19 protein-coding genes are annotated in these 21,032 nt (G+C 69.9%); 7 read left to right on the forward strand and 12 right to left on the reverse strand.

Features of this window, described 5'->3' with window-relative positions; genetic code table 11:
- Positions 1 to 5 precede the first annotated feature (5 nt).
- From WFM69_RS11400 to WFM69_RS11415, 4 genes are read left to right on the forward strand one after another with little or no spacing between them, the layout of a single operon-like run.
- Positions 6 to 785: an ABC transporter permease gene (locus WFM69_RS11400; protein WP_337004710.1), complete on the forward strand. Its 780-nt coding sequence runs from the start codon at positions 6 to 8 to the stop codon at positions 783 to 785.
- Positions 785 to 1,621 carry an ABC transporter permease gene (locus WFM69_RS11405; protein ID WP_337004712.1) on the forward strand — a complete coding sequence of 279 codons (837 nt, stop codon included), beginning with the start codon at positions 785 to 787 and terminating at the stop codon, positions 1,619 to 1,621. Before WFM69_RS11400 ends, WFM69_RS11405 begins: the two co-directional genes overlap by 1 nt.
- Positions 1,618 to 2,406, forward strand: coding sequence for an ABC transporter ATP-binding protein (locus WFM69_RS11410; protein ID WP_337004714.1), 789 nt, complete (start codon positions 1,618 to 1,620; stop codon positions 2,404 to 2,406). The genes WFM69_RS11405 and WFM69_RS11410 overlap by 4 nt, the downstream gene beginning before the upstream one ends.
- Positions 2,407 to 4,722, forward strand: coding sequence for an arylsulfatase (locus WFM69_RS11415; RefSeq protein WP_337004716.1), 2,316 nt, complete (start codon positions 2,407 to 2,409; stop codon positions 4,720 to 4,722).
- A 61-nt stretch (positions 4,723 to 4,783) separates the two neighbouring features.
- On the opposite strand, the gene WFM69_RS11420 is transcribed toward WFM69_RS11415, so the two are convergent.
- The 3 genes from WFM69_RS11420 to WFM69_RS11430 are packed head-to-tail and all read right to left on the reverse strand — an operon-like array spanning position 4,784 to position 8,760.
- Positions 4,784 to 6,430, reverse strand: coding sequence for an amidohydrolase (locus WFM69_RS11420; RefSeq protein WP_337004718.1), 1,647 nt, complete (start codon positions 6,428 to 6,430; stop codon positions 4,784 to 4,786).
- Position 6,431: 1 nt separating this feature from the next.
- Positions 6,432 to 7,271: a molybdenum cofactor biosynthesis F family protein gene (locus WFM69_RS11425; protein ID WP_337004720.1), complete on the reverse strand. Its 840-nt coding sequence runs from the start codon at positions 7,269 to 7,271 to the stop codon at positions 6,432 to 6,434.
- Positions 7,272 to 7,305: 34 nt separating this feature from the next.
- Positions 7,306 to 8,760, reverse strand: coding sequence for an APC family permease (locus WFM69_RS11430; protein WP_337004722.1), 1,455 nt, complete (start codon positions 8,758 to 8,760; stop codon positions 7,306 to 7,308).
- Positions 8,761 to 8,945: 185 nt separating this feature from the next.
- On the opposite strand from WFM69_RS11430, the gene WFM69_RS11435 reads away from it, so the two are divergent.
- Both WFM69_RS11435 and WFM69_RS11440 read left to right on the forward strand, forming a co-directional pair.
- Positions 8,946 to 9,692 carry an SDR family NAD(P)-dependent oxidoreductase gene (locus WFM69_RS11435; RefSeq protein WP_337004724.1) on the forward strand — a complete coding sequence of 249 codons (747 nt, stop codon included), beginning with the start codon at positions 8,946 to 8,948 and terminating at the stop codon, positions 9,690 to 9,692.
- A gap of 57 nt (positions 9,693 to 9,749) precedes the next feature.
- A complete protein-coding gene (locus tag WFM69_RS11440; protein WP_337004726.1) occupies positions 9,750 to 10,565 on the forward strand; it encodes an SDR family NAD(P)-dependent oxidoreductase in 816 nt (271 codons plus the stop codon).
- Between the two features lie 10 nt (positions 10,566 to 10,575).
- Here WFM69_RS11440 and WFM69_RS11445 read toward each other — a convergent pair whose 3' ends face one another.
- The 9 genes from WFM69_RS11445 to WFM69_RS11485 all read right to left on the reverse strand — a co-directional run bounded on the left by WFM69_RS11445 (position 10,576) and on the right by WFM69_RS11485 (position 20,363).
- Complete coding sequence (locus WFM69_RS11445) at positions 10,576 to 11,268, reverse strand: ABC transporter ATP-binding protein (protein ID WP_337004728.1); 693 nt, start codon at positions 11,266 to 11,268, stop codon at positions 10,576 to 10,578.
- On the reverse strand, positions 11,265 to 13,037 hold the full coding sequence (locus tag WFM69_RS11450) for a branched-chain amino acid ABC transporter ATP-binding protein/permease (protein WP_337004730.1): 1,773 nt from the start codon (positions 13,035 to 13,037) through the stop codon (positions 11,265 to 11,267). Before WFM69_RS11450 ends, WFM69_RS11445 begins: the two co-directional genes overlap by 4 nt.
- Complete coding sequence (locus tag WFM69_RS11455) at positions 13,024 to 13,884, reverse strand: branched-chain amino acid ABC transporter permease (protein WP_337004732.1); 861 nt, start codon at positions 13,882 to 13,884, stop codon at positions 13,024 to 13,026. The genes WFM69_RS11450 and WFM69_RS11455 overlap by 14 nt, the downstream gene beginning before the upstream one ends.
- A 90-nt stretch (positions 13,885 to 13,974) precedes the next feature.
- A complete protein-coding gene (locus WFM69_RS11460) occupies positions 13,975 to 15,147 on the reverse strand; it encodes an ABC transporter substrate-binding protein (protein WP_337004734.1) in 1,173 nt (390 codons plus the stop codon).
- A gap of 67 nt (positions 15,148 to 15,214) precedes the next feature.
- A complete protein-coding gene (locus tag WFM69_RS11465; RefSeq protein WP_337004736.1) occupies positions 15,215 to 15,604 on the reverse strand; it encodes a nuclear transport factor 2 family protein in 390 nt (129 codons plus the stop codon).
- Between the two features lie 30 nt (positions 15,605 to 15,634).
- Entirely contained in the window at positions 15,635 to 16,423 is a 789-nt protein-coding gene (locus WFM69_RS11470) for a MoaF C-terminal domain-containing protein (protein ID WP_337004738.1), read from the reverse strand.
- 183 nt (positions 16,424 to 16,606) lie between these two features.
- Positions 16,607 to 17,557, reverse strand: a complete 951-nt coding sequence (locus WFM69_RS11475; RefSeq protein WP_337004740.1) for a helix-turn-helix domain-containing protein — start codon at positions 17,555 to 17,557, stop codon at positions 16,607 to 16,609.
- A 119-nt stretch (positions 17,558 to 17,676) separates the two neighbouring features.
- Positions 17,677 to 19,662 carry a primary-amine oxidase gene (locus WFM69_RS11480; protein ID WP_337004742.1) on the reverse strand — a complete coding sequence of 662 codons (1,986 nt, stop codon included), beginning with the start codon at positions 19,660 to 19,662 and terminating at the stop codon, positions 17,677 to 17,679.
- A gap of 116 nt (positions 19,663 to 19,778) precedes the next feature.
- On the reverse strand, positions 19,779 to 20,363 hold the full coding sequence (locus tag WFM69_RS11485) for a TetR/AcrR family transcriptional regulator (RefSeq protein ID WP_337004743.1): 585 nt from the start codon (positions 20,361 to 20,363) through the stop codon (positions 19,779 to 19,781).
- A gap of 66 nt (positions 20,364 to 20,429) precedes the next feature.
- Between WFM69_RS11485 and WFM69_RS11490 the strand changes: the two genes are divergently transcribed.
- Positions 20,430 to 21,023, forward strand: a complete 594-nt coding sequence (locus WFM69_RS11490) for a hypothetical protein (RefSeq protein ID WP_337004745.1) — start codon at positions 20,430 to 20,432, stop codon at positions 21,021 to 21,023.
- The last annotated feature ends 9 nt before the right edge of the window (positions 21,024 to 21,032 follow it).

Raw genomic sequence — 21,032 nt, forward strand, 5'->3', positions numbered from 1 at the left:
TGCTCATGAACCGCTCCTCCCTCCTCCCGCCGCTCGTTGGAGCAGTCGGCGTCGTCTCGGCGCTGGCACTCTGGGAGTGGTCGGCGACCGCCGGCCCCCTCGCCGCGTCACCGCTGCCGGCCGCCACCGCCGCCCTCGGCGAGGCGGTGCGCCTGCTCGGAACCGCCACGACCTGGACGGCGCTCGGCGACACGCTCACGATGGCGCTCGTGGGGCTCGTCCTCGCGATCCTCATCGGCGTCGCCCTCGGGGTCGCCATCGGCACCTCGCCGCTCGCGATGCATGCCACCAGGGTGCCGCTGGAGTTCCTCAAGCCCATCCCGCCCATCGTGATCCTGCCGGTCGTGGTGCTGGTGATGGGGCCGACGGCGAGCATGGGGATCTTCCTGGTGTTCTTCGGCTGCTTCATCGCGATCGCCGTCCAGGCATCGGCCGGGGTGTTCGACACCGATCCGGTCGCCCGCGCCACCGGACGCTCGTACGGCATGGGGAGATCCGAGGTCCTCGGCCGCATCGTCCTGCCCAGCGCGTTGCCGTACATCGGCACGGCGGTCAGGGCGGCAGCGCCCACCTCCCTCGTCATCGCCGTGGTGGCGGGACTGCTCGGGGGCGGACCGGGGCTCGGTCAGAGCCTGTTGCTGTCGCAGATCTCCGGGAACCAGGCGCAGCTGTTCGCCTACGTGCTGATCCTCGGCGTGCTCGGACTGTTGATCCAAGGGCTCAGCCAGTGGGGCGAGCGCACGCTCCTGCACTGGCACCCGCAGTACCGGAAGCAGGTCTTCTGATGACGCTCACCTCGTCGATCCAGACCCGCACGCGGCTCGCGCGACGTCGCGGCCAGGGCGGCCTCCCGCGCAGCGTACTGATCGGCGCCGAGATCGCGGTTCCCGTGCTGCTGCTGGTGCTGTGGTGGTTCGCCTCCGCCGCATCGACCAACGCGTTCTTCCCACCGCTGCAGGTGATCCTCCAACGGCTCGGGCAGCTCCTGCAGACGCCGTCCTTCCTGCTGGACATCGCCTCGTCGGTCGGCAACCTGGTCGTGTCGTTCCTGCTGGCGACCGTGATCGGCGTGCTCCTGGGGCTGCTGCTCGGTCTCATCCGCCCGCTGAGCTGGTTCGTCGAGCCGACGATCCACTTCTTCAGGGCGATCCCGCCCGTGGCGCTCGTGCCGATCTTCGTGTCGCTGATCGGTTTCGGCACCGAGACCCGCATCCTCTCGATCACCCTGGCCGCGGTGTTCCCGATCCTCATCTCCACGATCGACGGCGTGCGCGCCGGCGAACCCACGCTCGAGATGGTCAGCCGCGTCTATCGGCTCAGCGGACCGGAGCGGCTGTTCTCGGTGATGCTCCCGGCGGCGAGCCCGCGCATCCTGTCCGGCATGCAGGTGAGCCTGATCACGGCTTTCGTCGTGATGATCGCGAGCGAGATGCTCGGATCGTCCACCGGACTCGGCGCGGCCACCCTGCTCGCCCAGCAGTCCTTCGCGATCCCCGACATGTGGGCGGGCATCCTCGTCCTCGGGATCATCGGCTACGCGGCCACCGCCGTGTTCACCCTCTTCCGGCGCCGCGTGCTGCGCTGGTACATCGCCTCCCAGCAACAGGAGAAGAACGCATGACCCTCACCGAACACGCCCCCGTGCGCCTGAGCGTGCGCGGCCTCGCCAAGTCGTACCCGACCAAGAACGGTCTCGTCCCGGTGATCGCCGACCTCACCTTCGACGTGCACGTCGGCGAGGTGTGCTGCATCGTCGGGCCCTCGGGCATCGGCAAGACCACGCTGCTGAAGTGCCTCACCGGTCTGCAGAGCGTCACGGCGGGCACGGCGGCGATCGACGGGACCGTGATCGACGGTCCGCCCGAGGAGATGGCCCTGGTCTTCCAGGAGTACACGCGGTCGCTGATGCCGTGGCTCACGGTCGAGAAGAACGTGCGGCTGCCGCTCACGCACCTGCACCTGCCGGCCGCGGAGCGCGAGGAGCGGATCGCCGCGGCGCTCGACGCGGTCGGGCTCGCGGGCGCGGAGTCGAAGTATCCGTGGCAGCTGTCCGGCGGCATGCAGCAGCGCGTCGCGATCGCCAGGGCCATCGCCTACCGACCGGAGGTGCTCGTGATGGATGAGCCGTTCGCCTCGGTCGACGCGCAGACGCGCTTCGAGCTCGAGGACCTGTGCCTGCGCATCCGCGAGCAGTTCGGCATGACGATCGTGATCGTGACGCACGACATCGACGAGGCCGTGTACCTGTCCGACCGTGTGGTGGTGTTGGGCGAGCGTCCGGCGAAGGTCACCGAGATCCTCGAGATCGACTTCGGCGGGCCGCGCGATCAGCTGACGACCCGTGCACTCCCGGCCTTCGCGGAGCTGCGCACCGAGATCTTCGGCCTGATCCGGAAGGCGGGCTAGATGTCGGTGCCGATGGAGGCGCGCGGCTACGAGCGATTCGGTGGGCGTGCTGCGGAGTTCACGTCCGACGCCGAGCCCTGGTGGCCGGAGCCGCGTCGCGCGGGGGCGGGCGCGCCCAACGTGATCGTGATGCTGATCGACGACCTCGGGTTCAGCGATCTCGGGCCGTTCGGGAGCGAGATCGAGACGCCGCGCATCGACGGCCTCGCCGACGACGGCTGGGTGTTCACGAACTACCGGACCGCGCCGATGTGCTCACCGGCCAGGGCAGCGCTGCTCACCGGGCTGAACCCGCATCGTGCGGGCTTCGGCTTCGTCGCCCACATCGACCCCGGCTACCCGGGCTTCAGCTGCGAGCTGCCGGAAGCCGCCCCCACGCTGGCGGAGTCGCTGCGAGCCGGCGGCTACGCGACCTTCATGGTCGGCAAATGGCACCTCACGCTCGAGTCGCGCCTGCACGACGGCGCCGACCGGAGCTCCTGGCCGCTGCAACGCGGGTTCGACCGGTACTTCGGCAGCATGGACGGCTTCACCTCGCTCCATCACCCGCACCGGCTCGTGCAGGACAACTCCGTGGTCGACGTCCGCGAGTACCCCGACGGCTTCTTCCTCACCGACGAGTTGACCGATCGCGCGATCGGCATGATCGACGACCTGCGCGTCAACGATCCGGACAAGCCGTTCTTCCTGTACTACGCGCACACGTCGGTGCACGGGCCGATCCAGGCGAAGGACATCGACATCGAGAAGTACCGCGGCCGCTACGAAGCCGGCTGGAATCGGATGCGCGAGGAGCGGTTCGCCCGGCAGCGCGAGCGGGGCATCGTGCCGACGCATGCGGAGCTGCCGGCGGACGCGATCGCGGACGGTGCGCAGATCCCGGCCTGGGACGACCTGGCCGAGGAGGATCGGCGGCTCTTCGCCCGACACATGGAGGTGTACGCGGCGTCCGTGGACGAGATCGACCAGAGCGTCGGGCGGCTGCTCGACCGGCTCGACCGGAGCGGGGAGCGCGAGAACACCATCGTCGTGATCGCCAGCGACAACGGCGGCACGGCGGAGGGAGGCCCGACCGGCACCCGGAGCTACTTCGCGCAGTTCGGCGCACACGGTGCGATGCCCGCGGGCTGGGTGACGGATGTTCCGCGGGAGGTCGAGGAGATCGGCGGTCCGCGGCTGTTCGGTCAGTACCCCACCGGATGGGCGCGCGTCTCGAACACCCCCTTCCGCTCGTTCAAGGCCACGACGTACGAGGGGGGAGTGCACGCGCCGCTGATCATCTCGTGGCCGGATGCACCGATCCAGGGCGGGCTTCGTGACCAGTTCGTCTTCGTGTCCGACCTCGCACCGACGCTGCTCGACCTCTGCGGCATCGCCCCGCTGGACGAGCGTCACGGACAGCCGGCGCTCGACATGGACGGCGGGAGCATCGTCGAGGTCCTGGCCGATCCGGCAGCTCCGGGACGAGAGAGCCAGTACTTCGAATGCGTGGGGCGGCGGGCTGTCGTCGACGGCGCCTGGAAGGCCCTGTCCCGCGTGGCTCCGACGAAGGCCGAAGGCCCCGCGGGCGGGGTGTGGGAGCTGTACGACCTCGCCGCCGATCCGACGGAGACGACCGACGTCGCCGCCGAGCATCCGGAGCGCGTGGCGGCGCTCGCCGCACAGTGGCAGGTCGAGGCCTGGCGCAACACTGTGTTCCCCCTCGACGACGAGGGTGCGCTGTTCCGGCTGCGCCCCGACACCGAGGAGCCTCTGTCCGCCCCGATCGACCTGGTGCCCTTCCGTCCGCCGCTGGAGCGGTTCCGCTCGGCCAAGCTCACCGTGCTGCGCTCCTTCGCGGTCGAGGTCGATCTCCTCACGGGGCAGGAGACCGCGGGGGTGATCGTGGCGCACGGAGATCAGGGCGGCGGCTACCTCCTGGCCATCGACGACGGCGCTCCGCTCGTGGTCTACAACGCCTACGGGGAGATGCATCGTGCCCGTGGCGTCCGGCTCTCGTCCGGGGAGCATCGGATCGTGCTGCGGGTCGACGAGCATCCGGAACTGCGCTGGAGCCTGACCGTCGAGGTCGACGGCGCCCATGCCGCCACGATCGACAGCGTGCCGATGCTGATCGGGATGTCGCCGTTCACGGGAATCAGCGTGGGCTACGACTTCGGCGGTCCCGTCGATTGGGACCTCCATGAGCGGCAGCGCTCGTATCCGTTCCGCGACGGGGAGCTGCGCCGTGTGCGCTACGTCCCCGGTGCGCGCTCGCCGCACGATGCGACGGTGCTGCGTGCCGTCGGCCAGGCGGTGCTGGCACTGGCCGACTGACCGGGTGGGCGGTCGATGCCGGCGTCTGAGGGGTCGCCGGCATCGACCGCCCGCTCTCTCGTCAGTCGCCGTGCACCCGTCGCCCGGCGAACCAGGTCGAGACGATCGCGGTGCGCACGATGTCCTCGGCGGGACCGGCGATCGCGTCACGGGACAGGACGACGAAGTCCGCAGACTTGCCGGGGGTCAGCGAGCCGGTCTCCTCGCCCAGCCCCATCGCGGTGGCGGCGTTGATCGTGAAGACCTCCAGCGCCTCCTCGGCGGTGATGGCCTGCTCGGGCCACAGCGTGCCGGGCGCGCGGCCGAAGGGATCGGCCCTCGTCACGAGTCCCTGCAGGCCCTCGAGCGTGTTCGGCGACTCGCTCACCGGCCAGTCCGAACCGCCGGCGACGCGGGCTCCCGCGTCGATCAGCGCCCGGTTCGGCTGCGAGTGCTCCGCGCGCTCGCCGAGGACCTCGGCCAGTGCCTGGGGGATGACACCGGGGTACCAGATGAACGGCGAGATGTCGGCCGAGACGTCCAGGGCCTGCAGCCGCGGGATGTCCGACTCGGCCAGGAACTGCCCGTGCGCGATCTGGATCGGGGTGGTGAAGCCCTCGCTGCGCAGCTGCTCGGTGGCATCGAGCACGAGGCGGGCGGAGCCGTCGCCCGTGCAGTGCACCTTGGCGCCGAGACCGCGCCGCGCCACGGAACGGAGCCATCCGACGAGCTCGTCCAGGGTCATGGTCGTCTCGCCGTGGAAGTGCGCTCCGTGCGCGGCATCCGCGAGATAGGGCTCGAGGAATGATGCGGTGCGCGCGGGCGGGACGCCGTCGAGGAAGATCTTCACGAAGTCCGGGCGGTGGTGCGCGGTGCGGAACTCCTCGCCGCGGTCGAGCAGCGGCTCGCCGATCGGGTCGAAGCCGAAGATCTCGTCGTTGATCAGCAGGGAGGAGACCACCCAGGCGTCGAGCTCGTCGGCGCGGTCGAGCTCGGCGAGCGCGGCGAGGATCTCGACGGACACACCCGCATCCTGGAACGCCGTGACCCCGAACGAGTTGAGGATCTCGACGCCGCGGCGCGAGGCGGCCGCGTGCTGTGCGGCGGTGAGTCCGCCGCTGCGGTCGTAGGCCTCCTGCACCGGGATGCCTGCGGCCTCCAGCAGCACGCCCGTGGGGGTGCCGTCGTCGGGATCGAGCACGGTGACACCGGCGGACGGGATGCTGTCCGCGGTGATGCCCGCCAGCTCCAGCGCCCGGCTGTTCGCCCACCGGTTGTGCCGCGAGTCCTCCATGAGGACCACGGGTCGCCCGCCGGCGGCATCGTCGAGCAGCCGCCGGCTCGCGGTGTTCGCGAGCGACGGCAGCAGTGTCGTGGCGACCGCTCCACCCACGATCCAGGCATCCGCGGGAAGGGTGTCCGCCTTCTCGCGCACCCGATCGAGGATCTCGTCCCGCGTGAGCGATGGAGCCAGCGACAGTTCGAACAGCTCGGTGCGCCCGGCGAGCGCGTGGTGGTTGTGCACATCGACGAAGCCGGGATACACGGCGGCGTCGCCGACCTCGAGCACCTGCGTCCGGCGGCCGCGGAACGACTCGATGTCGGACCGCGACCCGACCGCGAGGATCCGCCCGTCACGGACCGCGAAGGCCTCGACGATCGGGTGCGCCCGGTCGGCCGTGCGGATCACGGAGCCGGTGACGATGAGGTCGGCGACGAGATCGGTCATGTCAGATGTCTCCGAAGGTCGCGGGCTCGAGCTCGGGCGTGTGCACCGTCGTGGAGAGCAGCCGGCCATGGGCGCCGAAGGTGAAGTGCGTGGGCACCTCGCCGCTCTCGTCGAGGCCGAACAGCACGCCGTGCGAGCGGATCGCGTTCACGTCGCGGTGGTCGGCGATCGTCACGGACGCGCACGGGATCACCTTCTCGCGCCAGGCGAAGACATAGATACCCGGCCGCACCTCCCACACGCTGTTCTCGTCGGTGTCGGCCAGACCGCGCTCGGGGCCGGCGAGGCACTGCCAGGAGTACCACCGCGGCGACAGGTACACGTGCTCGTACGCGTGCTCCGTGCTGTAGACCCACTCCACCCGCCGACCGATCAGCGTCGCGGTCGGTGCGGCCTCGGTGCCGGTGACCTCGGCGCCCTCGATCACGCCCGGTGCGAAGTGGTGCTGCACCCGGGTGCGCCCCTTCTCGGGAGCGGGGAGGATGTCGGAGATCACGGCCAGGGCACGACCGTGACGCAGGTCGAGGATCAGCGAGACGGCCTCGTTCGGCAGGTACCGGTGGTGGAACTGCACGAAGTACAGGTCCTGATCGACCTCGAACGCCTCGTAGTCGTCGGTGTCGGATGCCGCCTCTGTCGGGTCTTCCGCGCCCGGCTGGTACTCCCAGGTCACGGTGCTGTCGGCGAAGCGGTGCACGATGCGGGTGCCGCGGCCGTCGACGACCGTGATCTCGCGGCCGCTGAGGGCCGTGCTGTGCGGAGCCTTGTTGGCGTCGAAGCCCGGTGCCAGGCCCTCGAGCGGCAGCCAGGTGGAGGTGTCTGCGGGGTTCAGCGTCGTCATGATGTCGATGTCCTTACGTCGGTGCGGGGAGAGGTCAGCGGTCGCTGAGCTTCTCCAGGTCGGAGGAGAGGCCCTCGTACACGGCGGGCCGGGAGCGCTTGAGGTAGGCGCCGTAGACGATGCCGCCGATGAGTGCGAGGACCAGCAGCAGCGGCATCAGGCGGATCGCGAGCTCCTCGGACCCCGCCACGATGTTGAAGTTGACGATCGCGAGGATCGAGATCGCGGCGATGCCGAGGAATCCGATGCCGGGGGCGATGAACGTGCTCCACCACCGCGGGTCCTGGCGACGACGGAAGTAGACCACGATCGAGATGGCCGCGAGTCCCTGCAGGATCAGCACGCTCAGGGTGCCGAAGCCGAGCATCGCCGGCACAAGGGTGAGGATCGGATCGGCGCCCGCGATCGCGAAGATGATCGCGACGATGCCGGCGAACCCGGCCTGCACCACGCCGGCGATCTGCGGGGAGCCGTTCGCGCGGGTGCGGGCGAGCGCCTGCGGAAGGATCTTCGCGCGGCCCAGCGAGTAGAGGTAGCGGGTCGCGGAGTTGTGGAACGCCAGCATCGCCGCGAACAGGCTCACCAGGAGCAGGATCATCATCACGGTCGTCAGCGGGCCGCCGAGGTACTGCTGCGAGATCGAGAAGATCAGGTCACCGGTCGGCAGATGCTCGAGGGCGGTGGCCTGTGCCTGTGCGACGCCGGTGGCGCTCACGACGGCCCAGGTGGTGACGCCGAGGATCACACCGATCGCGATGATCGAGGTGTAGGTGGCGCGCGGGATCGTGCGCAGCGGCTGCTTGGCCTCCTCGCTGAACAGCGCGGTCGCCTCGAAGCCGAGGAAGCCGGTCGCCGCCAGCAGCAGACCGATCGGCAGCGAGCCGGAGAACACCGCCTCCGGGCTGAACGCCGCCAGATCGTAGCCGGTCTGCACGAGCACGGAGATGTCGAACACGACGAGCATGAGCACCTCGAGTACCAGGCACACGCCCAGCACCTTCGAGCTGAAGTCGACGCCGATCCGGGCGAGCACGAAGCACACCACGATCGACAGGAGCCCCCAGACCAGCCAGTTCACATCGAGACCGGTGAGGTCGCGGATGATGGTCTGCATGAAGAAGCCGCTCGTGCCGATCGTGCCGACCACGAAGAAGTTGTAGCCGAGCGTCGCGATCAGGCCGGCGATCAGGCCGCCGGTGCGTCCGAGACCCTTCACCACGAAGGCGTAGAAGCCGCCGGCGTTGACCAGCTGCTTCGACATCTGCGCGTAGCCGATCGCGAAGAGCAGCAGGATCCCCGCCACGAGGAAGAACGACATCGGTGTGCCGCCGCCGTTGCCGAGGGCGATGGCCAGCGAGGCCACGACCACGATGCCGGTCAGCGGTGCGACCGCGGCGAGGACCAGGAAGACGATGCCGGCGACGCCGAGGGCGCCGGGACGGAGGGAAGTATGGTTCTGCGTCGTGGACGCAGATGTCGGGTCTGCCACGTCGGCTCCTTTGCGGGTGACGGCCGTGCGGGCACGGCGTCGATGACGAGGGGGATCATCGATACAGCGAGTCTGCTCGTGCCGCCGCGGTCGCGCTTGACCCTGAGTGAAAGACGATGGTGCCACCGTGCACAGCCCGTCGGCGAAGGTTCGCAGAGCCCGCCGCGGGGAGCAGGATGACCGAGATGGATCTTCAGCTGCACGACACGACGGCTCTCATCACCGGAGCGGCCAGCGGCATCGGGCGCGCCACCGCGCTCGCGCTCGCCGCGGAGGGCGTTCGAGTCGCACTGCTGGACGCGGACGGCGCCGGCCTTCAGGAGGTGGCTCGCGAATGCGCGGAGGCCGTGGCCCTGGTCGGCGACGTCACCGACGAGACCCAGGTCCGGGCCGCCGTGCATGCGGGGGTGACGGCGTTGGGGCGGCTCGATGCGGTCGTCTGCTGCGCCGGGGTGTCCGGCCCGGTGGGGACTCCGATCGAGGAGACCGCCCTCGACAGCTGGAACCGGGTGCTCGCCGTCAACGTGACCGGACCGTTCCTGGTGCTCAAGCACGCGCTGCCGGCGCTGCGGGCGGCGGACGCCGCGTCCGTCGTGCTGCTGGCCAGCGACTCGGCTCTCGTGGCGTCGCCCGGCATGGTGCCGTACTGCACGTCGAAGGCTGCCGTGGTCCAGTTCGGGCGCGCCCTGTCGGTCGACCTCGCCGACACCCGCATCCGGGTGAACACGGTCGCGCCGTCGATCGTCGACACTCCGATGAGCCGTGGCGACCTCAGCGCCGCGGCGTTCGACGAACCGTTCTTCCCCGTGCAGAGCGCGGAGGAGGTCGCCGCGCACGTGACGTACCTCGTGTCGCCGCGCGCGAGGGCGATCAACGGCACCACGGTCGTCTGCGACTTCGGGTACACCGCCCGTTCGGGTTTCCCCGCCTGATGCGACCGCGTCCGGTGGCAACGAGCGCATGCGCGCCAGAACACCAGAGGAGCACACATGGGAACCGTGGTCGGATCGACCGTCTCCGGACGCGTCATCGTCATCACCGGAGGGGGAACCGGGATCGGAGCCGCCATCGCCGAGCGGTATGCCGCCGAAGGGGCACACGTCGTGGTGGTCGGTCGTCGTCCCGAGCCGCTGCACGAGGTCGAGCGTGCCGTCGGTGCCGTGCCGATCATCGCGGATGCGGCCGACACGGACTCGGCGAAGGCAGCCGTGGCCGAGGTGCTCGCGAGGTTCGGCCGCATCGACGTGCTGGTCGCGAATGCCGGCGGTCACGGCTTCTCTCCCGTAGGCGAGACCGACGACGGGAGCTGGGATGCGGCCATCCGCGCCAACCTCACGACGGCGTTCACGATGTCGAGGGAGGCGCTGCCCGCGCTGATCGAGGCGAAGGGGCAGATCGTGATCGTGTCGTCGCTCGCGGGGCTCTTCGCCGGACCCTCCGTCGCCGGGTACACGGTGGGCAAGCACGCCCTGATCGGACTCACGCGCACCCTCGCCCGCGACTACGGTCGACACGGCGTGCGGGTGAACGCCATCTGTCCCGGCTGGGTGCAGACGCCGATGGCCGATGACGAGATGGACGAGTTCGCCACGCACGCGGGCCTCGACTCGCGCGAGGAGGCCTATGCGAAGGTCACCGCGGACGTGCCGCTGCGTCGTCCCGCCCGACCGGCCGAGATCGCCTCGGTCGTGCGGTTCCTCGGCTCCGGGGAGTCGTCGTACGTCACGGGGGCGGTGATCGTCGCCGACGGCGGCTCGCATGTGGTCGACGTGCCGACCATCGCCTTCGATCACGCCGGCATGTGACCCTGCGCGGTCACCCGCCGAGGTAGGCGCGGTGCAGGAGGCCGGGGTCGGCTCGCAGGTCCGCGGATGTGCCCTGGAAGGACACCCGGCCTCCTGCGACGACCACGGCCTCCTGGGCGAGGCCGAGTGCGAGCTGGGTGAACTGCTCGACCAGCAGCACGCCCACGCCGGAGTCGGCGATCGATTTCACGATCGGCATCAGGCGCATGAACACGACGGGGGCGAGTCCCAGTGACATCTCGTCGATGAGCAGGATGCGCGGCTTCGCGGCGAACGCGCGTGCGAGCACCACCATCTGCTGCTCGCCGCCCGAGAGCAGCGCGGTCGGCGCGTCGATCCGCTTCTCCAGCTCGGGGAACTGCGCGAGCGCGGCCTCGAGCTCTCCGGGGGTGCGTGCGGTGAGGGAGATGTTCTCCCGCACGGTCAGCGAGGGGAACACCGCGCGCCCCTGCTCGATGTGCACGATCCCGCGCCGGGTCCTCGTGACGCGCGAGAACTTGTCGATCGGCTCGCCGTCGAGGGTCATGCTGCCGGCGGAGTGCGCGGTGACGCCGGACACCGATTCGATCAGGCTCGTCTTGCCCGCACCGTTCGGGCCCACCAGTGCCAGCACCTCGCCGCCGGTGACGCGCAGCGAGACATCGGAGATCACGGGGCCGGCACCACGACTGACGGTGATGCCCTCCAGGACGAGTTCGCTCACTTCAACAGCTCCGTCTCTCCCATGTACGCCTTGACGACGTCGGGGTTCGCGAGGACCTCGGCCTGCGGTCCGCTGGCCAGGACGCGGCCGAAGTCCAGCACCGTCAGGGTCGGGCACACGGATCGGACGAGATCGAGGTCGTGCTCGATGATGATGAGCGCGACGCCGTAACGCTCCGGCAGCTCCCGCAGCCGCGCCGCGAGTGCCAGATGCTCGTCGTGCGAGAGGCCGGCGGCGGGTTCGTCGAGGATCAGGAGTCGAGGTCGGGAGACGACATTGGCGGCGACCTCCACGAGCCTCCGCGTGCCGACGTCGACGCTCGACAGCCGTGCCCCTGCGGGCGGGCAGCCGAAGAACGCGAGCACCTCGTCGATGTCCGACGAGGCGAGCCGGCGCCTGGCCACGAACCGCACGTAGGCGCCGACGGTGAGGGACGGCGGCACGCGGTCCTGCTGGAAGGTGCGCCGGAGTCCCAGGCGGGCACGCCGCGTGGGGGAGAGACCGGCGAGATCACGGTCCCCCAGCACCACTCGGCCCCCGTGCTTAGGCAGGAATCCGCTGATCGCGTCGACGAACGTCGATTTCCCGGCGCCGTTCGGGCCGATGAGCCCCATGATGGACGCGGCGGGGACCTGGAACGAGACGTCGTCCAGCGCCTTGAGGGCGCCGAACTGCACCGTCAGGCCTTCGACGCTCAGCACCGGTGCGCCGTCGAGCGCCGCTGCGTCGACCGTGGCGGTGGTCGTCGTGGTGATCGTCCCGGCATCCGCGTCGGCGTCCGGGGGGAGCGCCGTCAGCGCGGCGCTCGTCGTCCTGCGGTCGGCGCGACGCCAGATCAGGTTGCGGATGCCTTGGCCGAGGTTCGTGCCGCTGGTGAGCGCCTGCACGCCCAGCACGCCGAACACGACGAAGGCCCAGTCCTGCGGGACTCCCCAGCGCTTGAGGAGCTCGGGGACCAGCACCCACAGCAGCCCGCCGAAGATCGCCATGTCGATCAGGTGCGCGCCCGACATGATCGCGAGCACGTAGAGAGCCAGCGACTGCAACGGGGTGAAGCTCGATGCGAACGGCAGCTGCACCTGGCCGGCGAGCAGCCCGCCCGAGATGCCGCCGAGGGCGGCCGAGACCGCGAACGCGGTGAGCTTCGCGGTCTGCACGCTCTGCCCGGCGGCGGCCGTGCCTCGTTCGGAGAATGCGACCGCCTTCCAACTCGATCCCCAGCGGCCGCGCTGCAGGAAGAACGCGCCGAGTGCGCAGACGGCGAGCACGATGATCGAGAGGAAGAAGAACTGGCGGTCGTTCGAGAACATCTCGGGCCTCTCGACCGCGATGCCGTCGGCCGAGCCGGGGAACTGGATCTGCACGAGGGTCACTCCGGCGGCAGCCGCGAAGCCGAGGGTGACGACGGCGAGGTTCACCCCGCGCAGTCGCAGCGCCGGGAGGCCGACGAGGATGCCGACCAGGCCTGCCGCGACGCCGCCGAGGACCAGCCACACGATGAATCCGCCGGGCGCCTGCAGGACGTTCAGCAGCGACACGATCCAGGCGCCGACGGCGGCGAAGGTCAGCTGGCAGAGCGCGATCATCCCGGCGGATCCGGTGACGATGCCGAGACCGAGGATGGCGATCGCCGCCGTGACCGCGCTGATCGCGAGGAAGACGAAGTATCCCGGCAGCGCGGCACTGAGGATCGCGCCCACGCCGATGCCGGCGAGTGCGACCGCGAACGGCCAGGTGATCCGGAACCAGGGACGGTCAGCGAGCGGCATCCCACACCTCCTTGCGCTGCGTCCAGAGCAACAGGACGACGATGAACAGGAACGGGAGGAAGTTGCGCACGAGCGCCACTTCGTCGATCTGCGCGACGAGCCCGCCGAGGACACCCAGCACGATCCCGCCGACCACGGCGAGGTCGAGTCGGCGGAAACCGCCGAGCAGGGCGGCCGCCGCAGCCGGGACGATGAGCATCGACAGGCTGGTCGCATCGTTGGACTGCGAGGGCGCCACGATGATGATCGCGATCGCGCTGATCACGCCGGTGACGAACCAGACCGCGATCGACAGCGGACGCGAGCGGATGCCGAGGAGCTCGGCCGTGGTCGGCCGCTCCGAGAGCGCGCGCAGCTGCGTGCCGACGCGGGTGCGGCGCAGCACGAGCTGGACGGCGATGGCCGTGACGATCGCCATCGCCACGGTCGCGACCGTGACCTGGCTGATCACGACGCCGCCGAACGAGAACGCGGGCCCGGCGATGATCGGCGTGAACGGCTGGGGCTTGTTGCCGAACAGGATGAACGACAGCGAGATGAGGAGCAGGAGAGGGCCGACGGTCATCGCCGAACGGGTGGTGGTGGAGGCCTCGGACAGCCAGGTCGCCGCGATGAATCCGATCGCGGCGGAGAGGAGCCCGGCGACCAGGACACCGAGCACGGAGCCGAGCCAGATCGGCAGGTCGAGCTCGCGCACGAACCACACGGCGGTGAAGGCGCCGAACATCCCGGTCGCCGCCTGGGCGAAGTTCACCACCCGCACGAGGCGGGACATCAATGTCAGGCATACGCCGAGGACGGCATAGAGCCCGCCGGCGGCGAGACCGGCGATGGCGCCTTGCAGCATGAGGCGTCCTTTCTGTTCCGAGGGGGCTTTCGGTTCCGCTGGGGGTGGGCCTGCCGCCGGGAATGCGCCCGGCGGCAGGCGGTCGGTGGGCTACTCGCCGATGCGGAGCCAGTCGTCGGCGACCTTCTCCCAGGCGTTGGTGCCGGACTTCAGGATGATCGGCCAGCCCGCGGTGTTCTGCGTGCCGAAGGCGTAGGGCGTGCCGACCATCGGGTTCTCGATCGGGTCCATGCCCTTGAGCGCCGCCGACACGCTCTCGCGCGTGATGTCGCCGTCGATGCTCTTCAGCACCTCGATGAAGTAGGTCGCAGCGAGGTACCCGCCCTGGCTGAACGAGGTGAGGGGGATGTCGTTCGCTTCCATCAGCTCGCGCCAGTCGGCGTTGATGTCGCTCTCGTCGGTGAACGGGTAGAACTCCGCCGGCACGTAGATGCCCGCGCCCGCGTCGTCGATCGCCTCGGCGAAGTTCTCGCTGTAGACGCTCGTCAGATACAGCCAGGTCACGTCGTCCCAGCCCTGTGCGTTCGCGGCCTTGACCTGTCCGATCGCGTCGGGCTCGACCGGGTTGATCGCCAGAGCCTTGCAGCCCTGGTCGCGCGCCTTGACGATGTAGGGCGTGTAGTCGGAGGCGCCGTACGGGACGGTGTCGTCGACGTACTTCGGCTTCTTGCCGGTGATTTCGGTCCACTTGTCGATCGCGGCCTGGTAGGTCGGACGCGTGGATCCGGCGATCTCGAGCAGGATGCAGATGTCGTCGAGGCCGAGCACCTCCGAGCCGTACTGCAGCGTCAGCGTCATGTCGTTGAACGGTCCGACGTTCGCGGGCGAGATGTTGTCGCTGTCGAAGCAGCCGGTGTCCACGCCGATGCCCGGCATCGACAGGATGCCCTCCTGCTCGTAGTACTTCGCGTTGATCTCGCACTCGATGAGGCTGGCGGAACCGACGAGCGCGACGGCACCGTCGCTGCCGACCAGCTCCCGGGCGGAGGCGGTGGCCGTGGCCGGGTCGCCCTTGTCGTCCAGCATCTTGTAGTCGATCTTGCGTCCGTCGAGTCCGCCCGCGTCGTTGAAGGCGTCGAACACGGCCGCGGCGGCCTGCGAGGCCTCGGGGAACGTCGCGGGCCCGCTGATGGTGTTGACGGAGCCGACGACGATCGGGTCGCCGTCGCCACCGCCGGCGCTGCCGTCTCCACCGGCGCAGCCGGCGAGGGTGAGGGCGGCCACGGCGAGGAGCGCCGCAGTGCCGGATGCTCGTGTGTTCATGTGCTTCCTGCCTCTCGTGTTCGGGTGGTGCTGTGTTCGGTGGTGCTGTGTTCGGGTGGTGCGGTGTTCAGGCGCGCACAGCGCGGTTGACGAGCTCGGTGTCGGTGAACTGCTCGAAGGCGACGATCTCGCCATCGGCCACCCGCCACACGTGGGCGACCCGTGCGGCGAAGAAGCGCCCGGTCTGCGTATAGGTGCCGGAGTAGGTGCCGATCGCCACCACGACGTCGCCGCCGTCGATGACCTCGTCGATCGCGACCGTGTAGTCGTCCCATTCCTCCTGGATGCGTCCGAACACGTTCCGGGCCACGGCATCCGGACCGATGTAGGTGCCGGCGTACGGGAACCCGGCTGCCTCGGTCCAGTGGATGTCGGCGGCGAAGGGGGCCAGCATCCCGTCGAGGTCGCCGCGGTCGTTGGCGGTGTAGTGCTGGCGGATCAGGTCGGCATTGCTCATGGGTTCTCCTCGGTTCCGGGCCGTCCGGCGTCAGACCGGCTGGGCGTCGGGGTAGTCGACGGAGCCGAGCGGGTAGATGTGGCCGCCTCCCCGGGAATGCTCGGCGTCGCCGTCTCCCGTGAGTCCGAGGAAGATCCCGGTGGTCATCAGCTGGTAGCCGAGGTCGTGCAGCCACACGCTGGCCACGGCGATGCGGAACTCCCGGAAGCAGAACAGGTACAGGCCGTCGGCGAACTTCCAGACGGTCGACAGGTCCATGTCGCCGTGACCCCGCTGCACGCCCTCGAGGCACTGCCAGGCGTAGCGCTGACTGGAGATGTACACGTGCTCGTAGAGGTGATGCGGGCTGTAGCGGTAGACGTTGCGCTTGCCGATGAGGTCGCGGCTCGGGCCGGGGACCTCACCGCTGGCGGGTCCCGCGTCGGTCGTCGCCGCCCAGAAGTCCTGTCCGACCTGTGGTGTGCCCTCCACGGCCTCGGCGGCGATCCGCGAACGGACGACGGTGGCCCGGTTCGTCGTCGTCGAGAACACCACCGTGACGGCTTCGCGCGAGCGACTGCGCATCGGGATGTTGACGAAGACCACGTCGTCGCGCACGCGCACGGCGTCGTACGGGTCGGTGCCGGAGGCGGCCCAGCCGGCCCAGTCGACGGTGTCCTCGGAGAACCGCAGACTCAGGGTCGAGTCGTCGTCGAGGGTGAGGGTCAGCGCCGTGCCGGCGAGCGGCGTGTTCGGCAGGCGGAAGGTGTCGATACCCGCGGCGAACTCATCGTACGTGCGCCACTGGTCGAGCGCAGGGTCGGTGGAGATGTCGGTCATGAGGGTCCTGACGTCGCACGCGGCGGGGCCGCATCGCCCCGGGCACCGCGTCATCGTGGTGCGCTTGCCTCATGCTGGTTGGGCGCCCCGCATCCCCTCAAGGTCGTGGCGATCATCGCGCGCCGAGAGTCAACCGGCGTGCCCTCCGGGGCAAGCGGCCAGCTCGTGAGCGCCCGAGGCGCGTCAGTGTGCGGCGCGGTACTCGCTGGGGGAGACGCCGAAGGTCGACTTGAACGCGCGGCTGAAGTGCGCGGCGTCCACGAAACCCCAGCGGGCGGCGATCGCCGCGACCGGTCGATCGGCGAGCATCGGATCGAGCAGGTCGCGGCGGCACTGCTCGAGGCGACGCGTGCGGATCCAGGTCGAGACGGTCACGCCCTGCTCCTGGAAGAGCCCGTGCAGGTGCCTGGTGGAGATGAAGTGCGCGGCGGCGATCGATGCGGGTCCGAGGTCGGTCGACGCGAGGTTGCGGTCGATGTGCGAGCGGATGCGCTGCACCAGCGCACGATGCGGATCGGCCGACACCTGGTCGAGTCCGAGCTCGCGGGTGAAGACGGTGGTCACGAGGTCGAGCGCACTGTGCGCGAGTCGTGCCCCCGTCGTCCCCGCGAGCTGGTCGAGGTTGCCGGCGAGCTGCGTCAGATAGGGCACGACCATGCCGCCGAGGCCTTCGTGGCCGGAGATGCGCACCGCGGTGAGCTGCCCGACCATGTCGGCCGGGAGGCTGATGAGGTGCTTCGGGAACATCACGACCATCGTGCGGAAGTCCTCGTCGAACACGAGCGAGTACGGGCGGTCGGTGTCGTACACGGCGAGGTCGCCCGCCTGCAGCACGGCCTCGCGGTCGTCCTGGATCAGCAGACCGGTGCCGGAGAGCATCAGGCTGACCTTGAAGTAGGAGCGGTCTCCGCGGGCGATGAGCTCGGGGGTGCGCTCGACGACGTGCGACGTGGCGCGCACATCGTTCACGTGCACCTCATCGACGGACGCGCCGCGGATGACCCCTCGGAAATGGTCCGGGCCGTCGGTCGTGACCTGCAGGGGGACGAAGGACTCGGAGACGGCCGCACGGAAGTCGCTGATGTTGCGCGCGACGAGCGTGGACACCAGTTCGGCAGCGGGTGCACCGTTCATGACTGATCACCTCGGGTGGTGGAACGACGACGTTGTATACGATCCGTTCCGCGATGTTATCACCGCAGCGAGCGAACGGGATGCCTCTCTCCCGGAGTCAGTGGTCGCCTCTCCCGGAGTCAGTGGTCACAGGTGCAGACGCCTCCGTCGCAGCACCTGCCGGAGGCGCCCGCGTGCGCCTGCGTCGACTCCGGCACGTCCATGGCGGGGTTCTGGTCCAGGAAGCCGTAGGGCTTGAACCAGAAGCCGGCGTAGTCGACGGGCATGATCGGCCAGTCCTCGGGGCGCGGGAAATGCGTCAACCCGAACGTGTGCCACAGCACGATGTCCTCACCGTCGATCGACCGATCTCCCGCTGTGTACTCGGGGAGTCCCGCGCCGCCCTGGTGCGCGTTGGGGTAGCGGCCGGCCGGCCAGATCTGCCCCTGTTCGTGCTTGGTCGCCCAGAGGTGCTTGGTGGCGAACGCGGCGCGCGCGGCGACGGAGGAGGCGGGATCGGCCATGAGCAGCGCGGTCGGCTCCGGCACGAGGTGGTAGGCGGTCGGGCGACCGACGTGGTTCGTCCGCGAGGTGCTCTGCACCTCCCAGACGCGGGCGACCGAGCTGTCGGCCTCGCGCTGCGCCTGCGACTCGGTCGCCAGGGTCGTCTCCGACCAGGAGAAGGCGTTGCCGAAGGGGTTGTCCTCGCCCATCGGCACGCGCTGGGCGTCGACCTCGACCAGGCGGTTGTCCTCGCCGTCGATCGCCACGTCGAGGCGTGCGCAGAAGAGGTGCTGGTGCACGGGCGCGAACACTCCGGGGGCGAGTTCCGTGGCGTGCTTCTGGCGGACACCGGGCTCACCCGCCGCCGCGAACACGATGCCGGTCGCCTTCGCGACGACCTCGATCGATCCGTCGAGGTAGAAGTGCCAGTAGAAGCCGTAGTCGTAGTTCCCGATCGTGGAGAAGTACGACACCACGAAGCGGCGCGAGCGGCGCACGTCGGCCCGACCCGACAGGTCGGTGTGCTTCCAGAGGATGCCGTAGTCCTCTTCGTGCATGCAGATCACGTTGGGGATGCGCACCGGGTGACCGTGGTCGTCGGCGACGTGTCCGTCGAGATAGTGGATCACTCCGAGGCAGTCGCAGCCGAGCTCGAGGTGGTTGGCGTTCTTGCCGAGCAGGTACTCTCCGGCGTCGAAGTAGCTGATCCAGAAGCGACCGGGGGCGGTGTCGCCGTACGGCACGACCATCTCGGGCACGCTCGCCCGGCTGAGCACCGAGCGACCCTGGAACGTCACGTCGTGCAGCACGAGTCCTTCGCGGGCGTTGAAGTCGACGCGCATGGACCACCCCTCCCACTCGACGAGCGAGCCGGAGACCGTGAAGCTCGGACCCTCCGGCTGGGTGATCTCGATGGGCTTGAGGCTGGTGCGCGCCGCGCCCTGCACCTCGGGGTAGTAGTTGCCGTGGCCGGCGGGAACCGGCACGTCGCCGTGGTCCTCGACGCGGATGACGCCGTTCGCGGTGAGATCGATGTGCACGATGAGTCCCTCGACCGGGTGCGCCCACGGGGAGTCCTGCTCGTCGTACTTGAGGAAGGTGAGGGAGCGGATCACGCGCCGCCCGACCTCATCCGCCCGGCCGGTGTACCCCGGGGCGAGCGGCCCGCAGAAGGCGAGGTCCATGTGATCGGCGAGGCCGCGGCGGGTCATGGCCGCCTGCCACTCGGGGGAGGCCTTCGCGATCGTCTCGGCGCGCTCGTACTCCTCGAACAGGTACTGCGGCTGACCGTACGGCGGGGCGTCGTTCGGCACGCGCTCGGTGCGCAGGACCTCGCCGCGGGTGAGGGACACGATGACCTCGGTCGCGACGCCGGTCGTGGTGTCCAGCAGTGTCACATCGACGCGGCGGTCGATCGGGGAGCCAGGGCGCCACGCGGCGATCTCCTCCTTCGTGGCCTCGTCGGGGAGCAGCATCGGCACCCGGGTGCTCTCGGTCAGGAGCCCGGCGGCGTCGAGGATGGCTCGCGCGGCGGCGATCTCCTCGCCGGTGAGCGGGTCGTGCGGATGCGGGGCGGCGATCTTCTCGATGGAGACGGGCTGCGGAGCGTGGTGGGACATCATCGACCTCACTATTTTCGAGCGACTGCTCAATAAACGGGTTGCGACGATGATACGACGGCGCGACGACGCTCCACAACCATCGATGCGGGTGCGGTCGGACGCCGCTCGCGCGGGGCTCAGGCGCGCCAGGGGGCGAGGACGCCGTCGAGCACGGCGAGGTGCGCGGCGGCGGGCTGAGGTTCGGTGACCTCGACGATCTGCTGCCCGTAGGTGATCGAGCGCAGCAGCGACAGCACGGCGTCGGCGGGGGTGTCGGCGCGCAACTCGCCATCGTCGACCGCCTCGGTGAGCGCGATCCGGATGCTGTCCTGCCAGGTCGCGAGCGTCGGCGTCGCACCGTCCGGGACCGGTGCGAGGGTCGCGAGGCGTCCCCAGAAGCCGACCACCACGTGCGCTTCGGTGCGGGTCGTGTCGTCGATCGGGAGGACTTCGCGCATGAGTGCCTGCAGTCGTGTCAGTCCGCGCAGGCCTTCGGTCGCTTCCGCGATGCGCGCGTCGGTGCGGCGGGTGACTTCGGAGGCTGCCGCGCGCACGACCTCGTCGAAGCCGTCGAAGTAGTGCCACAGCGAGCCGGTGGCGACGCCGAGCTCCTTCGCGACGGCGCGTGAGGAGACGCTCTCGTGCCCGTCGCGGGCGGCGACGGAGAGCAGCGCCTCGGCGATCTGCCGGCGGCGCTCCGCGTGATCGACGATGCGGGGCACCTGACTATCCTGTCGTATCGCACCTGGGTCTGGCTATGTTGAGCGATCGATCAATATACTGCCCGGGTGGAGCATCTCCTTCCCGCAGCACCGTGGCTGATGGCGGCAGCGGCGATCGTCTCGGCGGTGGCCTGCCTGGCGGCGTGGCGCGCGGTGCCCTGGCAGGGGCGGCAGACGGCTCTCATCATGGCCGCCGCGATGCTGATCATCGCCGTGACGGATGGCAACGCCCTCACCGGACTGGTCCTCGGTGCGGTGCTCCTGGTCTCGGCGATGCTCGGCACGATGGGGGTGCGCGGCACGGCGTCGGCCGCGACGTGCTGCCACCGTGCCCTCGTCTCGCTCGTGATGGCGATCTGCTCGTTCGAGAGCGCCTCCACGCGGGCGGCGACGACAGTCACGGCGACGACAGGCGCGGTGACGACAGGCGCGGTGACGACAGGTGCGGTGACGGAGGTCGCGGCCGCAGGGCACGGCGGACACGAGCTGAACGGCGTGCTGTCCGTCCTCGTGCTGGTCGGGGTGGTCGGCGTCGTGCTGTGGACCGTCCTCGCGGAGTGGTTCGTCGCACCGGTGCATCACGGGAGGACCGCGCGACTGCTGACGACCGAGTCCTGGGCCATGGCCGCCGGCGTCGCCGTGATGTGCCTCGGGTTCTGACCGGGCGCG

This window comes from Microbacterium sp. LB12, assembly GCF_037150835.1.
Classification (GTDB): Bacteria; Actinomycetota; Actinomycetes; order Actinomycetales; family Microbacteriaceae; genus Microbacterium.

Bases quoted from the DNA above. Each gene is read 5' to 3' on its own strand.
- WFM69_RS11425 (WP_337004720.1), bottom strand. From the start codon at position 7,271: ATGACGACGCTGAACCCCGCAGACACCTCCACCTGGCTGCCGCTCGAG.
- WFM69_RS11450 (WP_337004730.1), bottom strand. From the start codon at position 13,037: ATGCCGCTCGCTGACCGTCCCTGGTTCCGGATCACCTGGCCGTTCGCG.
- WFM69_RS11480 (WP_337004742.1), bottom strand. From the start codon at position 19,662: ATGATGTCCCACCACGCTCCGCAGCCCGTCTCCATCGAGAAGATCGCC.
- WFM69_RS11470 (WP_337004738.1), bottom strand. From the start codon at position 16,423: ATGACCGACATCTCCACCGACCCTGCGCTCGACCAGTGGCGCACGTAC.
- WFM69_RS11420 (WP_337004718.1), bottom strand. From the start codon at position 6,430: ATGACCGATCTCGTCGCCGACCTCATCGTCACCGGCTCCGTGATCCGC.
- WFM69_RS11405 (WP_337004712.1), top strand. From the start codon at position 785: ATGACGCTCACCTCGTCGATCCAGACCCGCACGCGGCTCGCGCGACGT.
- WFM69_RS11410 (WP_337004714.1), top strand. From the start codon at position 1,618: ATGACCCTCACCGAACACGCCCCCGTGCGCCTGAGCGTGCGCGGCCTC.
- WFM69_RS11465 (WP_337004736.1), bottom strand. From the start codon at position 15,604: ATGAGCAATGCCGACCTGATCCGCCAGCACTACACCGCCAACGACCGC.
- WFM69_RS11440 (WP_337004726.1), top strand. From the start codon at position 9,750: ATGGGAACCGTGGTCGGATCGACCGTCTCCGGACGCGTCATCGTCATC.
- WFM69_RS11415 (WP_337004716.1), top strand. From the start codon at position 2,407: ATGTCGGTGCCGATGGAGGCGCGCGGCTACGAGCGATTCGGTGGGCGT.
- WFM69_RS11455 (WP_337004732.1), bottom strand. From the start codon at position 13,884: ATGCTGCAAGGCGCCATCGCCGGTCTCGCCGCCGGCGGGCTCTATGCC.
- WFM69_RS11460 (WP_337004734.1), bottom strand. From the start codon at position 15,147: ATGAACACACGAGCATCCGGCACTGCGGCGCTCCTCGCCGTGGCCGCC.
- WFM69_RS11435 (WP_337004724.1), top strand. From the start codon at position 8,946: ATGGATCTTCAGCTGCACGACACGACGGCTCTCATCACCGGAGCGGCC.
- WFM69_RS11475 (WP_337004740.1), bottom strand. From the start codon at position 17,557: ATGAACGGTGCACCCGCTGCCGAACTGGTGTCCACGCTCGTCGCGCGC.
- WFM69_RS11400 (WP_337004710.1), top strand. From the start codon at position 6: ATGAACCGCTCCTCCCTCCTCCCGCCGCTCGTTGGAGCAGTCGGCGTC.